Consider the following 13,451-nt stretch of genomic DNA (forward strand, 5'->3'; position numbering starts at 1 on the left):
TTAAACCGCCATCGGGTTGAGACGGCGCGCCACGCGGGTCATCACCAGCACGATGGCAATGGTGAAGACCACCATGATCGCGGCGATGGTCGAGGCCGAGACCCAGTCGAACACCACCATGGCCTGCTGGTACATGAGCGTGCCCATCATCATCACCTGCTCTCCGCCCAGAAGCTGGGGCGTCGCATAGGCGGTGAAGCTGCCGGTGAACACAAGCACCGCGCCCACGATGAGGCCGGGGGTGGCGAGCGGCAGGATGACCTGGAGGAAGGTGGCGGTGGGCGAGGCCCCGAGCGATGAGGAGGCCTGGATCAGGTCGTCGGGAATGGATTCGAGCACCCCGACGCAGGTCAGGATCATCAGCGGCACGAAGAGATAGACCATCGCCACGATCACCGAGCCCTGCGTGTAGAGCATCTGGAAGGGCGTGTCGGTGATGCCCAGCGAGATCAGCGAGGTGTTGAGAATGCCGTTGCGCCCCAGGATGATGAGCCAGGCGAACGAGCGCACCACGACCCCGGTCAGGAGCGGAAAGACCGCCGCGATGATAAGGATCGATTTCAGCCAGCCCGGCGTGCGCGAGATGACATAGGCGGTCAGGAAACCGATGACGAGCGATATGGCGGTGGTGGCCAGCGACACGTTGATGGTGCGCAAAAGCACCGTGCGCCGGAGATTGCTGTTGAAGAAGGCGAAATAGGGCGCGAGCGGACCGTTGGGCGTCGAGAACGTCGTCCAGAACGTCGCGGCGACGGGCAGGATGAGGAACGCCACCACCACCAGCGTGGCGGGGGTCGACAGCGTCCATCCGGCGAATTTTTTCATGATCGTCGTCATTCCTGGGACAGTGGCCGCCGCCTCGTCCTTCGAGGCTCGGGGCGTTGCCCCGAGCACCTCAGGATGAGGCGACCTTGTGGGCGTGTGTCCCCTCAAGCCGCAGGATAAAGGTCTTCCAAAAGCGTCATAGGTGCTCTCGGAAGGACCTCATCCTGAGGCGGGAGCGCAGCGACCCTCGAAGGACGAGGTCCGCTGCGCGCTTGCCAGGATCAGCTGCCGAACAGCTCGTTCCAGCGGTCGATCCAGCCGGTCTTGGCGGCGTTCATCTTCTGGTAGTCGATGCGCTGCAGGCCTTCGATGACATCGGCGCCATAGGTCCAGAGAGCGGCCTGCTCGGGCGTCAGGGTCACGGACTTGACCACCGGGGCGTCGACGCCCTCTTCGGCCAGCTTCTGCTGGATTTCGGGCGAGAGCACGAAGTTGATGTACTCATAAGCCAGATCCGGCTCGGCGGCGCCCACCGGGATATTGATGGTGTTGAGGGTCGCGATGGCGCCTTCCTCGAGCTCGGCCCAGGTCGCGGTTGGCATGGCGGCGCGGATCTGTGCGAGGGTGAAGTCCTGCGCGATGGCCGCCTTGATCTCACCGGTCGAGAACAGGTTGATCATCTCGGAGCCGGTATTGTAGTTCTTGACCACATTGGGCTTGAGCTCTTCGAGCGCGGCGAAGGCAGCGTCCGAATCGGCGAACGCATCGACGCCGGCATGGTCGCCGGCCTTCATCACGACCATCGGGCCGGCCGTGGTGGTGATGCCGGGCAGAGAGAGCGAAGAGGCCATGTCCTCGCGCCACAGATCGTTCCACGAGGTGATCGGGGGATCGACCTTGGCGCTGTCATAGGTGATGCCGACGCGGCCGATGGTGTAGGCCGGGCCGTGGCCACCCTGCGGATCCTTGGCGATGTCGTAGATGCCCTCGAGATTGGGCAGGCGCGAGCGATCGAGCTTCTGGAAGAGCCCGGCCTCGACACCGATCTGCGAGAAGCTGTCCGAGAAATAGGCGACGTCGACGCCGCCGCCATTGCGGATCTGGATCTTGTTGAGACGGTCGGCATTGTTGCCGGTCTCGAAGACGATTTCGCACTGGCACTGCTCGCGGAACGGCTTGAGGATGATTTCCTCGAGCTTCTCGCCATTGAAGCCCCACCAGGAGATGGTGAGCGTCTTGCCCTGCGCGAGGGCCGGCGCGGCCGAGGCCATCGAGAGCGCAGAAAGCGCCGTGGCCAGAGTGATACGCAGTGTGGTGTTCATCTTGCGGTGTTCCCTTGCATCGCGGACCCGGGGGGAGCGCCGGCGATGCGGCTCGTGGCAGTCTCCCTGAGAGGCTTAGCCTATTTTTTCGCCCCTTCTCCCGCAAGCCAAAAGAATGTGCGGCACCCCCGCGCACCCCGTTTATCCCCGGCTGCCCAATCGCTAGGGTGCGCCCATGCTGAACACCCCTGACGACCTGCTGATTTCCGCCGCCGACGAGACCCTGATCCGCCGCAAGCTCACGCTCGTGGCACTCGGCAAGGCGCCTGCCGATCGCGTGCTGCGCGTGGGCCGGCTGCTCGATGTGCATTCGCGCCTGTGGCTCAAGGATCAGGAGATCGTCATCTTCGGTCGCCGCATCGCCTATGTCGGTCCGGCGGGGAGCTGGCCGGGGGAAGCGGCCGAGCGGGTGCACGAGCCCGGGCTTTCAGCGGTGCCCGGCTTTGGGGAAGCGCACAAGCATATCGAATCGAGCCATTTGACACCCGAATGGGAGGCGGCGCTGGTGCTGCCGCACGGCACGACCTGGACCTGCGAGGCGAGCCACGAATTCTCCAATGTCGCGGGCCCGCAGACGCTCGATTTCTGGCTCGAGCCGCGCCGGCGCGGCTCTCCGCTCAAGATCTTCCCCCTGCCCGGCTCGGCCGTGCCGCCCACCGCCTATGAATGGGGCGGCGGGCATTTCGGCCATGACGAGCAGCAGAGCTTCATGGCGGCCTCGCTGATGGTGGCGGGGCTCGACGAGGTGATGGACTGGCCTGCGGTATGGAACCCAGACAATCCCTCGCACGAACGGCTCTGGGGCATGATCGAGGCGACCTTTGCGGCGCGCGGCGTGGTGGAAGGCCATGCCGCCGGCATCCGCGACTTGCCCTCGATCTCGGCCTTCGCGGCGGCGGGGCTGGCCTCCGACCACGAGGCGTGGACGGCTGAGGAGGTGCTCGACAAACTGAGGGCCGGGCTCTTCATGGAATTGCGGCCCCATTCCCTGCCCGACATGGTCAAGGGGCTGATGGCGGCAGGGCTGTCGGACTGGAGCCAGTTCGCCATCGTCACCGATGACCGCTCCGCCTCCGACACGCTGAGGCTGGGGGCCACCAACCACAATGTGCGGCTGGCGATCGCGGCGGGGCTGGCCCCGGAGATCGCCATTCAGATGGTAACGATTAACCCGGCTCGCCACATGCGGCTCACCCCCTGGGTGGGGTCGATCGCGCCGGGGCGCTACGCCGATATCGTACTGCTCTCGGATGTACCGGGCGTTGTGGTCGAAAAGGTCTGGGCCGACGGGCGGCCCGTTGCCGAAAACGGGCGTTACCTGCCCGAGGTGCCGGCCATCGACTGGCCGGACTGGGCGACGAGAACGGTCAATATCAAGCGAAAGATGACGGCCGAGGATTTCGCCATTCCCGCCGCGCCGGGGCGCGCGAGCATGCAGGCGGCGATCCTGCGGCCCTTCCACTGGGCCGATGATTTCATCACCATGGAACTGCCGGTGAAGGAGGGGCTGGTCGCGCGCGACCCCGACCGCAACGTCACCAAATTCGCCATCGTCGACCGGTTCTCGGGCGAGGGCAGAACCTCGAAAATGTTCTGGCTTGGCACCGGCCCGCGCACCCCTGATACGGCCCTCGCCTGCTCGATGGGGCATGACAAGCACAATATCTGGGTCGTGGGATCGTCCGACGCGGCGATGGCCGAGGCTGTCAACGCGCTCACCGCCATCCAGGGCGGCTGGGCGCTGGTGCGCGAGGGCAAGCTCGTGGCCACGGTGCGCTACGAGATCGCCGGCCTAATGACCAAGCGCCCGCCCGAGGCGCTCGATGCGGAGATGAAGGCGCTTTATGCCGAGGGCGAAAAGATCGAGTGGATGTTCGAGCCGACCTTCTCGCCGCGCTGGTTCCCCGGCTTCCCCGAGCGGCTGGCCTTTGCCACGCTGACCTGCGCACCCTGGCGCTGGGTGCTGGTCGCGCCCTCTCCGCTCGCGCCGGAAGGGTTCGTCAACGTTGCGACGGGCGAGACCCACAAGGTGGTGTGGTAGGGGGAACGCCGGTCGATAAGGGCACTCGGTCGAGCGGTTTCGATCGCGTCAACGGAGGTCCCTGCTTTCTCAGGGGCGACAAGGGAATTGAGGACGCTTCCCGGAGCTCGCGCTCAGCCCTTTTTCACCACCGCAATGGCCTCGATCTCTTAGCGCAGGGCCGGCGAGAGGCAGTTGGTGATGGTGGTGCGGGCCGGGAACGGGGCCTTGAAGATGTCCATGTAGATTCGGTTGTATTCGGCATTGTCGGTGGCATCGCGGACATAATTGCGCGTCTGCACCACATGGGCGAGATCGGAGCCGCAGCTTTCCAGCACCTTGCGCAGGTTCTCGATCGAGCGGCGCATCTCGCCCTCGAAACTGTCCGAGATGATCTTTCCGGTCCCGTCCACCGAGGCCTGGCCGGACACGAAGATCAGGTCGCCAACCTTGGTGGCCGGGCTGAAGGGCAGGTGCGAGCGGGGCGCATCGTCCTTGGCGGGATATTCGATCATCACGGCCTCCAGACAGGATCGATGGGGAACACGCCGGGCCGTAGCCGCTTGTAGGGCAGGCTCGGCAGATCGCTGGTGCAGGGGCCGGGGGTGCGCACGGTGTGGCTCGATGCGGCGATCTTGTTATAGGCCTGGCGATGGGCCACGGCCGCCTTGACCCCGATATAGCGCAGGTTTTCGGGCGTGATGCCCTGCGAGCGCCATTGCCCCAGATCGAAGGGCGCCGTCTTTTTCGAATTGAGCAGAATGGTAAGCTTGCCATCATTGGCGGTAACCACCGCCGAAGGCCCCATATTGCAGTGGATGCCGCGGGCGGCGGCGTGGCTGTGGCGATCCTCGAGATCGAACAGCCCGTCGGTGGCGGACACGAAGGTGACATCGAGCTCGACCGGGCCCTCGTCGAGTGGGCTCTGTCGGCCGCCGATGGTGAGGGTGCGCACCTCGCCCGGATGGGCGCCATCGAGCGCCGCCACCGCCTCGGGATCGGCGATGATGACGGCGGCGCCATCGAGATCATGGCGGAGGAAGGCGCGGAGCACTGTGGTCATGTCGCCGGGCGCACCGCCCCCGATATTGTCGGCCGGCTCGACGATGACATGCGGACCCGGCGTGCCCTTGATACGGCCGATGGCCTCGTCGATGTCCCATTCCTTCGGGATACCGAGTTCGCGCAACTGCACCGCCAGCGCCTCGAGCCGGTCGAGGGCCCGCTCGGCCTCGGCCGGATCGCCGACCGTCGCGATCGAGAAGGCGACGCCGGCCGAGGGCACATCGGAGAAGGCGTAGCCACCGATGATGTTGACCACGCGGAAATCGGGCGTATCGGCTTCGAGCTGCCGCGCGAGGGCTTCGAGATCCTTCATCGGGCGATCGGCGGTGCCAGTGCCGGGGGGCGCCCAGATCACCGGGGCATTGCGGGCGCGCATCACCGGCAGTTGCCCCTCATTGAGGGCACGGGCGAGAAGATCGGCGGCACGGACGGCGGTTTCGCGCGCGTCGGTATGGGGGTTCTCGCGATAGCCGACGAGAATGTTTGCGCCTCTCGCCATCTTCTCGGTGAAATTGGCATGGAGGTCGAAGGCACCTGCAATGGGCACCCCCTCGCAGCCGGGGATGGCGCGGATCGCGGCAAAGAGGTCGCCTTCGGGATCGACCGAGCCGGTTGAGACCATGGCGCCATGCAGCGCGAGCAGCACGCCATCGACCCCGCCTTCTGCGACGGCTTTGCGCAAGGCGGCGATGAGTTCATCGCTGAAGGCATCGACGACCGCCTGGTCGATGACCCCGGAGGGGGTGGCATTATATTCGGCCGCCGGCAGCACCTGCCAGGCTTCGCGTTCGGCAATTTCGAGGAAGCCATCGACCATCGAGCCATCGCCGCGCCGCGCGAGCAGCTCATCGCCCCGCTTGATCTCGAAATCGGCAAAAGAGGTAATTTCGGAGACGAAGCTGTGGGTCTCGTGGAAAATGCCGGCCAGAACGATGCGGCGTGGGCTCATCGATGCTCCTCCAAGCAAGACGCAGAGGCCCGGTTGCGGGCTGGTGCGGGACAGAGCCGGCGGATGCAGGGGCCGGCATCATACGATGTGGAACAGCGGCGAGCGCTGCTGACGCCCTATTCTATGCCTGTCGATCCGCACGGTCGCAAGCAACAAAAACCCTGCATTTCGTAGTGTTTTTTGTTCCGTGTGACGAAACGATGTCATCGACAGTTGACAGGCGTGTCCACCTCAACTCTACAATCAGGCCGTCGGCAGGGATCACGTACGCCATTGTACAACGGACCTGGCGCCGTGCGGGAAGGGAGTTCGGGCATGCGCGTGTTCGTAGCGTCGCTGGCGACGGAGACCAACACCTTCTCGCCCCTTTATGTCGACCGCAGGGCCTTCGAGGAGGCCTTCTACTGCCCGCCCGGCACGCATCCGGACACGCCCACGCTGTGCTCGGCCCCGATGGTGGCGGCGCGCGCACGGGCGAAAACCGACGGCTTCACGCTGATCGAGGGTACGGCGACCTGGGCCGAGCCGGCCGGGCCGGTCTCGCGCGAAGCTTACGAAAGCCTACGCGACGAGATCATCGGGCAGCTGCGGACCGCCATGCCGGTGGATGTGGTGCTGTTCGGCCTGCATGGCTCGATGGTCGCGGTGGGCTATGATGATTGCGAGGGCGACCTTCTGGCCCATGCCCGCGCCGTGGCGGGCCCAAAGGCGATCGTGGGCGCCGAACTCGACATGCATTGTCACCTGAGCGACCAGATGGTGGCCTCGGCCAACCTCCTCGTCGCGTTCAAGGAATTCCCCCATACCGATTTTCTGGCGCGGGGCGAGGACCTCGTCGACCGGTGCCTTGCTGCGGCGCGCGGGGAGATCGACCCGCAACCTGCCGTCTACGACCTTCACCGGTTCGCCGCCTTCATGTCGAGCCGCGAGCCCGGCCGCTCCTTCGTCGATCGCATGCTGGCGATGGAGGGCAGGGACGGCATCGTGTCGGTGACCATCGCGCATGGTTTCGGGGCCGCCGACGTCCATGACCTCGGCACCAAGGTTCTGGTCTATGGCGATAGCGAGGCCAATCGCGGGACGGCCGAGGCGCTGGCCGAACGGCTGGGGAAAGAGCTCTTGTCCTGGGACAAGACGGCCCAGCCCTATCACTACCCGCCCGAGGAGGCGATCGCCTATGCGGCGAGCCAGCCCCGGGGCCCCATCGTCATGGCAGATCGCTGGGACAATCCGGGCGGCGGGGTGGCGGGGGATTCCACCGTGATGGTTTCGGCGCTGCTCGCCCATCCCGATATCCCAGCCGCAATCGGCGCGCTGTGGGATCCGGTGGCGGTGAGCTTTTGCCGCGCCGCGGGGGTGGGCTCGGAAATTTCGCTGCGCTTCGGGGGCAAGGCGGCCGCAACCTCCGGCCCGCCGATCGATGCGATGGTCAAGGTGATTGGGGTGACCGACGATCTGCTTTATCCCTTCGAGCAGTCGGTGGTCTCGCTGGGGCCGGCCGCAGCGATCTCGATCGGGTCGCTCGATATCGTCCTCGCCACCGGACGGGCGCAGACCTTCAGCCCGCCGGTATTCACCAAGCTGGGCATCGACCTTTCCAAAAAGAAGATCGTTGTGGTCAAGTCGTCGAACCATTTCTACGCCGCCTTCGCGCCGATCGCGGCGGAGGTGATCTATCTCAATACCGGGGGCCCCTACCCCTACGACCTCTCCAAGGTGAAGCTCGAAAAGGTGCGGCGGCCTTTCTATCCGCTCGATCCCGAGCCCGCCCGGACGGAAGCCGCGCAATGAGCCGACCAGCCCTGCCCTTCGATGCCGCCCTGCCTCCGCTCGAGCTCGATATGCTCAAGGCGAATCCGCTCGATCCCTCCACCAAGGGGCTGCCGGCAGGCGCCGGTGCGGTGAGCCTCAACGACATCGCTGCGGCCGGCTGGAACCTCCTTGCCGAGGACCTGCCCCTGCCCCAGGCGGTCATCCGCAAGGATGTCCTCGACGCCAACAGCCACTGGATGAGCCGGTTCACCGGGCTCAACGGGCTCAGGATCGCGCCCCATGGCAAGACCACCATGGCGCCGCAGCTTTACGATGTGCAGGCACGCGACGGCGCCTGGGCGATCACCGTGGCCACCACCCAGCAGATGGGCGTGGCGCTGCGCTTCGGCACGCGCCGGGTGCTGCTGGCCAACCAGCCGGTGGGGCCGAAGGCGGTCGATGCGATCTTTCTGGCGCTCGCGGCCGACCCGAGCGTGGAAATCTATTGCCTCGCAGACAGTCTCGAGGGCGTGGCGCAGCTTGCCGCAGGCGCCGGGCGACATCAGGGCGCTGCCAGAAACCCCCTTCGCGTGCTCGTCGAGATCGGCATGACCGGCGCTCGCACCGGGGCGCAATCGCCCGAAACGGCACAGGCGGTGGCCCGCGCGGTTGCGGGCCAAGACGCGCTGATGCTGGCCGGCTTCGAGTGTTTCGAGGGCGTGTTGCCCAATACCGCCACCGTGGATGCGATGGTGGATGCGGTGGTGGCTGCGGCGCGCGCCGCCGAGGCCGAGGGGCTTTTGAGCGCCGACCAGCCGCTCATCCTTTCGGCCGGCGGCTCGGCCTATTTCGACCGGGTGGGCGAGCGGTTCGGACCGGCGAGTTTCTCGCGTCCGGTCATCAAGCTCCTGCGCTCGGGCTGCTATTTGACCCATGACGCGCTGAGCTATGCCAAGGCGTTCAAGCGCATCGTCGCCGAAACCAGCCTCGCCCTTCCCGAGGGCGAGTTGATGCCGGCGCTCGAAGTCTGGGCCTATGTGCAGTCGCGGCCCGAGCCGGGCAAGGCACTGCTGACCATGGGCAAGCGCGACATCGGCAATGATGCCGGCATGCCGCGCCCCGAACGCTGGTATCGCCCCGGCAGCGGGATGAGCGGACCCGAGCCGATGCCCGAGGGCCACCAGCTCACCGGGCTCAACGACCAGCACGCCCATCTGCAGGTCCCCCATGAAAGCCCGCTCAAGGTTGGCGACATGGTGGCCTTCGGCATCGGGCACCCCTGCACCACCTTCGACAAATGGGGGCTGCTGATGGTGGTGGATGAGAACTACCGCATTGTCGATGCAGTGAAGACATTCTTCTGAGCGGCGGGGCGGGCCGCAGGGACGGGCAAGGGCCAGCGCGCATGCGCCAGGCTGAAAGGAGCGAGGACATGACGAGCAAGCCGCAGGGCGACTACATCGTGCAGCCCGTGATGAAGGCGTTGCAGGTGCTGGAATATGTCGCGCGCCAGGGCCATGACGTGACCCTGACCGAGGCGGTCTCGGAATTGAAGCTGCCCAAGACCACGGTCTTTCGCTATCTCCAGACGCTGTCGGCCGCCTCCTTCCTGCAGCATGACCACAAGCGCGACCGCTATGGCGTGGGCATGCGGTTCCGCACCCTCGCCAAGCTCGACAAGTCGCTGCACCGCCTGCGCCAGATCGCCCAGCCCGAAATGGTGGACCTGATGCGGCGCTTCGGTGAAACGGTGAACCTCGCCGTGCTCGCCGATCGCCATGTCGTCTATATCGAAATGGTTGAGCCCGACCGGGCGTTGCGGATGCATGCGCGGATCGGGGACCGGCACCCGGTGCACTGCACGGCGCTGGGCAAGGCGATGGTGGCGCACCTGCCCGATATCTCGCCCTATCTCGTCGATGACCTCGACATGCAGGCCAAGACCTTCAAGACCCTCACCGATGCGCGCGCCTTCCGCCGCCAGCTCGATGACGTCAAGCGGCGCGGCTATGCCATCGAGATCGGGGAAAACGAGGACGGGCTGATGTGCATCGGCGTGCCCATTCTCGACCGCAACGGGCTGCCGCTCGCAGCCATGAGCCTTTCGGCTCCCGAGCGGCGGATGCGGCCCGAAGCCGTCGCCACGGCGGTCGAGGCCCTGCAAAGCATCGCGCTGCGCATCTCGCAGGCCATGGGCTCGAGCCAGGAGGATGCCGGGGAGACCCGGGTCGTCGAGCCGGCCTAGACGGGTTGATCTTGTTTCTTGAGGCGGAACCGGCCGTCCTTGACACGAAATTTGCCCGTTAATAGCCTCAATCTGCCGAGCTTCCTGCGGGAGACCGGCGATGAAGGCCGGACGTCCCAAGTTGATCGTGGACGGAACCGGGGAGGGTGACTGACAATACTTGGCGCATGACGGTCTTTTATTGACCGGTTCATGGGCGCCCGCATCGAGGGACAGATATGCGCATTGCGTTGATTCAGGTTGCGCAGGAAACGGATGATTTCAATCCGCTGCCCACGACGCTCGCCGATTATGAAAGCTTCGGCATCTATGAGGGTGCCGACATCGAGCAGCTGCGCGACTATGGCCAGATCGGCGGGCACTATGAAGCCATCCGGCGATCGGGGCTCGATATCGAGACCGTGCCGATCATCCGCGCCTTCGCGGTGGCGGGCGGGCGCATCACCCGCGAAGCCTTCGAGTATTTCCAGGACAAGATCCGCACCGGGCTCGAGACCTGCGGGCCGATCGACGGGCTGGCCCTTCAACTGCATGGCGCCTGCGCCGCCGAAGGCCTCGACGATGTCGAAGGCGAACAGGCCGCGCTCTGCCGGCAGATCCTGGGGCCCGACATCCCCATCGTGCTGGGTCTTGATCACCATGGTAACGTGACGCAGAAGATCATCGATAACGTCGATGCCATCGTGGGCCACCGCACCCAGCCGCATGATGTCTACGACACCGGCATCTTGGGCACGGGGCTGCTGATCCGGCTTCTGACCGAGAATCTGAAGCCGGTGATGGCGTGGCGCAAGATTCCGCTCCTCAGCCATCAGGAGCAGTTCCTCACCGCCCATGGCCCGATGAAGCGCTGGTTCGACCGGGCCCGCGAGATGGAGGCCGCCGACCCGCGCGTGCTCCAGGCCTCCAACTATCCGATGCAGCCCTGGCTCGACGTGACCGAGGGCGGCTGGTCCACCATCGTGGTCACCGACAACGACCAGGACCTTGCCGAACGCCTCGCCGACGAACTGGCCGACCTCGTCTGGTCGATGCGCGACGATTTCCAGGAGCGCGAGGCGATCTCGGTGGACGAGGCCGTGCTCAAGGCCGATGCGGCCGAAAAGGGCGTGGTGGTGCTCTCGGACACCGGCGATACCGTCTTCGGGGGCGCGGCGGGGGACAGCAACCTCATCCTCGAAGCCATGCTGCGCCTCAAGATCAAGGGGCCGGCGCTGGTGCCGCTGATTTCGCCCAGGGCAGCAACGCAGCTTCATGCCGCGGGTGTCGGGGCGACCGTGACGCTGCCGCTCGGGGGCGACGCGGCGACGAAATTCTTCACCCCGCTTGAGGTCACCGGCACCGTGAAGGCGGTGGGCGGCGGCATCGTTGCACTCTCGGATTACAACCATCAACCCGAGGTGGATTTCGGCAAGGCGGTGCTGTTCGAGGTGGGCCCGGTGACGCTGCTCATCACCGAAAAGCGGGCGGTGGCGGGCAATACCCCCGATTCCTACCGCGCGCTCGGCATCGAGCCGGCCGACTACAAGATCGCCGTGGTCAAGACCGCGTCCAATTTCCAGTTCTTTGCGCCGATTTCCTCGGGCGTGGTGCGTGCCGACACGCGCGGCCCGGGGCAGTCGGATGTCTTTACCCTGCCCTGGAAGAACATTCCGCGGCCCATGTACCCGCTTGAACGCTTCACCGACTGGCGCGCCCATTCCAGCCAGCCCGGCCCGGGCCCGAAGGGTCTGAAGTAGACGCAGCCCATTAGAGAAACCCTCGTAATCAGGAGTGCAGTCGAATGAGAATGACCTTTCTTCCTTCCCTTCGCGTCATGGGCGTCGCCCTCATGGCCGCTTCCGCCCCGCTGAGCCTGACCATGGGCAGCACCGTGCTCGCCCAGGATCTGCAGACCGGCACGCTGCGCGTCGGCACGCTCAACGACATCGCCAATTACGACCCGCAGCAGTTCTCGACCATCAATTTCCCGCTGATCAAGAACCTCTATGACAGCCTGATCGAATATACCGAGAATGGCGAGCCTGTGCCGAGCCTGGCCGAGAGCTGGGAAATCGCCGAGGACAACCGCTCGGTGACCGTGACGCTGCGCGACGACGTCACCTTCCACAGCGGCAAGACCATGACCTCGGCCGACGTGGATGCGACGCTCCAGAAGGGCGCCAACCCCGAGCGCGGCAAGAACGTCTTTGCCACCATGGCGGTCGTCGAAAACTGGGAAACCCCGGACGCCACCACCGTCAAGCTCAACTTCAAGCAGGCGGTGCCGGACAAGCAGATCCTTGACCTCCTGCAGTTCCTCATCGTGCTCGAAGCCGAAGGGGTCGACAATATCGAGGCGGTCCCCGCCGGCACGGGCCCGTTCAAGCTCGCCAACCGCGTCGTGGGCCAGTCGATCACGCTCGAGGCCAACGAGAATTACTGGCGCGAGGGCGAGCCGATCCTCGAGGGCGTCGAATTCACCGTATTCACCGAAGACGCCTCGATGACCGCGGCGCTCGAATCGGACGCGCTCGACCTCATCTACAACGGCTCCTCGCGCGCTGCCGTGCGTCTGCGCGATGCCGGCTACACCGTCGTCGCCGGCCCGGGCAAGCTCGTGCAGGTGTTCCGCATCAACACCACCCGCGGGCCGTTCCAGAACGAGAGCTTCCGCCAGGCGTTCAACTATCTGATGGATCGCGATGCCATCCTGCGCGTGGGCTATGCCGGCCTCGGCGAAGTCACGGCCCTGCCCTGGGCTCCCGCGAGCCCGGCCGCCGATCCCGCCTATAACGAGACCTACGCCTATAATCTCGACAAGGCCAAGGAACTGCTCGACGCCTCGGGTCTCAGTGATGCCGAAAAGAGCGACTGGACCATCCTGACCAATGGCGGGCAGGAAGATGCGGTGGCCATCAGCCAGATCGTGCAGGGCTCGCTGGCCGAAATCGGCATCAATGTGGAACTCGACGTGCGCCAGAGCGCCGAATTCACCACGGCGCTGCTGGCCGGTGATTTCTTCGCCACCTTCGGGGGCGTCGGCAACGTGCAGAAATTCCCCTCGCGCGTCGCCACCAACTCGATCTACCGCACGGTCAACAACCCGGTGCTCAAGGACCCGCATCCGCATCCGGAGTATGTGGCGGCCATCGAGCAGGTCAATTCGGCCTTTGGCGAGGATGTGCAGGCCGCCTATGACAACCTCAACAAGGTGCTGGTGGAGTCGGCTTTCGGCATTCCCACCAATTCCTACGAGACCGGCCTGATCGTGGCGGCGCCCGATGTGGGCGGCTTCACGCTCGACATCGACAACCTGCTGGTCGCCCGCACCCTCGGGTTCACCAACTGATG

Annotated in this window: 10 protein-coding genes; 6 read left to right on the forward strand and 4 right to left on the reverse strand. The window is 65.5% G+C overall.

All coding sequences use genetic code 11. From position 1 onward, the window contains the following. Both BT183_RS18170 and BT183_RS18175 read right to left on the reverse strand, forming a co-directional pair. Positions 1-825, reverse strand: a complete 825-nt coding sequence (locus tag BT183_RS18170; protein ID WP_072346094.1) for an ABC transporter permease — start codon at positions 823-825, stop codon at positions 1-3. Positions 826-1,046: 221 nt separating this feature from the next. Beyond that, on the reverse strand, positions 1,047-2,087 hold the full coding sequence (locus BT183_RS18175) for an ABC transporter substrate-binding protein (RefSeq protein ID WP_072346096.1): 1,041 nt from the start codon (positions 2,085-2,087) through the stop codon (positions 1,047-1,049). A 175-nt stretch (positions 2,088-2,262) separates the two neighbouring features. On the opposite strand from BT183_RS18175, the gene BT183_RS18180 reads away from it, so the two are divergent. Further along, a complete protein-coding gene (locus BT183_RS18180; protein ID WP_072346098.1) occupies positions 2,263-4,128 on the forward strand; it encodes an adenine deaminase in 1,866 nt (621 codons plus the stop codon). A 149-nt stretch (positions 4,129-4,277) separates the two neighbouring features. Here the strand turns inward: BT183_RS18180 and BT183_RS18185 are convergent, their stop codons facing one another. Beyond that, on the reverse strand, positions 4,278-4,622 hold the full coding sequence (locus BT183_RS18185; RefSeq protein WP_072346100.1) for a RidA family protein: 345 nt from the start codon (positions 4,620-4,622) through the stop codon (positions 4,278-4,280). Then, positions 4,622-6,121, reverse strand: a complete 1,500-nt coding sequence (locus BT183_RS18190; protein ID WP_072346102.1) for a M81 family metallopeptidase — start codon at positions 6,119-6,121, stop codon at positions 4,622-4,624. Before BT183_RS18190 ends, BT183_RS18185 begins: the two co-directional genes overlap by 1 nt. A gap of 315 nt (positions 6,122-6,436) precedes the next feature. On the opposite strand from BT183_RS18190, the gene BT183_RS18195 reads away from it, so the two are divergent. The 5 genes from BT183_RS18195 (at position 6,437) to BT183_RS18215 (ending at position 13,449) form a co-directional block, all read left to right on the forward strand. Continuing rightward, a complete protein-coding gene (locus BT183_RS18195) occupies positions 6,437-7,912 on the forward strand; it encodes a M81 family metallopeptidase (RefSeq protein ID WP_072346104.1) in 1,476 nt (491 codons plus the stop codon). After that, entirely contained in the window at positions 7,909-9,237 is a 1,329-nt protein-coding gene (locus BT183_RS18200) for a type III PLP-dependent enzyme domain-containing protein (RefSeq protein ID WP_084603657.1), read from the forward strand. The genes BT183_RS18195 and BT183_RS18200 overlap by 4 nt, the downstream gene beginning before the upstream one ends. Before the next feature lie 68 nt (positions 9,238-9,305). Further along, positions 9,306-10,118, forward strand: a complete 813-nt coding sequence (locus BT183_RS18205; RefSeq protein ID WP_072346106.1) for an IclR family transcriptional regulator — start codon at positions 9,306-9,308, stop codon at positions 10,116-10,118. Between the two features lie 218 nt (positions 10,119-10,336). Then, the gene (locus BT183_RS18210) at positions 10,337-11,857 is read left to right on the forward strand and encodes a M81 family metallopeptidase (RefSeq protein ID WP_072346108.1); all 1,521 of its coding nucleotides are present in this window, start codon (positions 10,337-10,339) and stop codon (positions 11,855-11,857) included. Positions 11,858-11,901: 44 nt separating this feature from the next. Next, positions 11,902-13,449: an ABC transporter substrate-binding protein gene (locus BT183_RS18215; protein WP_072346110.1), complete on the forward strand. Its 1,548-nt coding sequence runs from the start codon at positions 11,902-11,904 to the stop codon at positions 13,447-13,449. Positions 13,450-13,451 lie beyond the last annotated feature (2 nt).

The organism is Devosia enhydra, from assembly GCF_900119845.1.
Classification (GTDB): Bacteria; Pseudomonadota; Alphaproteobacteria; order Rhizobiales; family Devosiaceae; genus FPKU01.

Excerpts from the sequence above, each read along its gene's own strand:
- BT183_RS18170 (WP_072346094.1), bottom strand. The coding sequence starts at position 825 with ATGAAAAAATTCGCCGGATGGACGCTGTCGACCCCCGCCACGCTGGTG.
- BT183_RS18175 (WP_072346096.1), bottom strand. The coding sequence starts at position 2,087 with ATGAACACCACACTGCGTATCACTCTGGCCACGGCGCTTTCTGCGCTC.
- BT183_RS18180 (WP_072346098.1), top strand. The coding sequence starts at position 2,263 with ATGCTGAACACCCCTGACGACCTGCTGATTTCCGCCGCCGACGAGACC.
- BT183_RS18185 (WP_072346100.1), bottom strand. The coding sequence starts at position 4,622 with ATGATCGAATATCCCGCCAAGGACGATGCGCCCCGCTCGCACCTGCCC.
- BT183_RS18190 (WP_072346102.1), bottom strand. The coding sequence starts at position 6,121 with ATGAGCCCACGCCGCATCGTTCTGGCCGGCATTTTCCACGAGACCCAC.
- BT183_RS18195 (WP_072346104.1), top strand. The coding sequence starts at position 6,437 with ATGCGCGTGTTCGTAGCGTCGCTGGCGACGGAGACCAACACCTTCTCG.
- BT183_RS18200 (WP_084603657.1), top strand. The coding sequence starts at position 7,909 with ATGAGCCGACCAGCCCTGCCCTTCGATGCCGCCCTGCCTCCGCTCGAG.
- BT183_RS18205 (WP_072346106.1), top strand. The coding sequence starts at position 9,306 with ATGACGAGCAAGCCGCAGGGCGACTACATCGTGCAGCCCGTGATGAAG.
- BT183_RS18210 (WP_072346108.1), top strand. The coding sequence starts at position 10,337 with ATGCGCATTGCGTTGATTCAGGTTGCGCAGGAAACGGATGATTTCAAT.
- BT183_RS18215 (WP_072346110.1), top strand. The coding sequence starts at position 11,902 with ATGAGAATGACCTTTCTTCCTTCCCTTCGCGTCATGGGCGTCGCCCTC.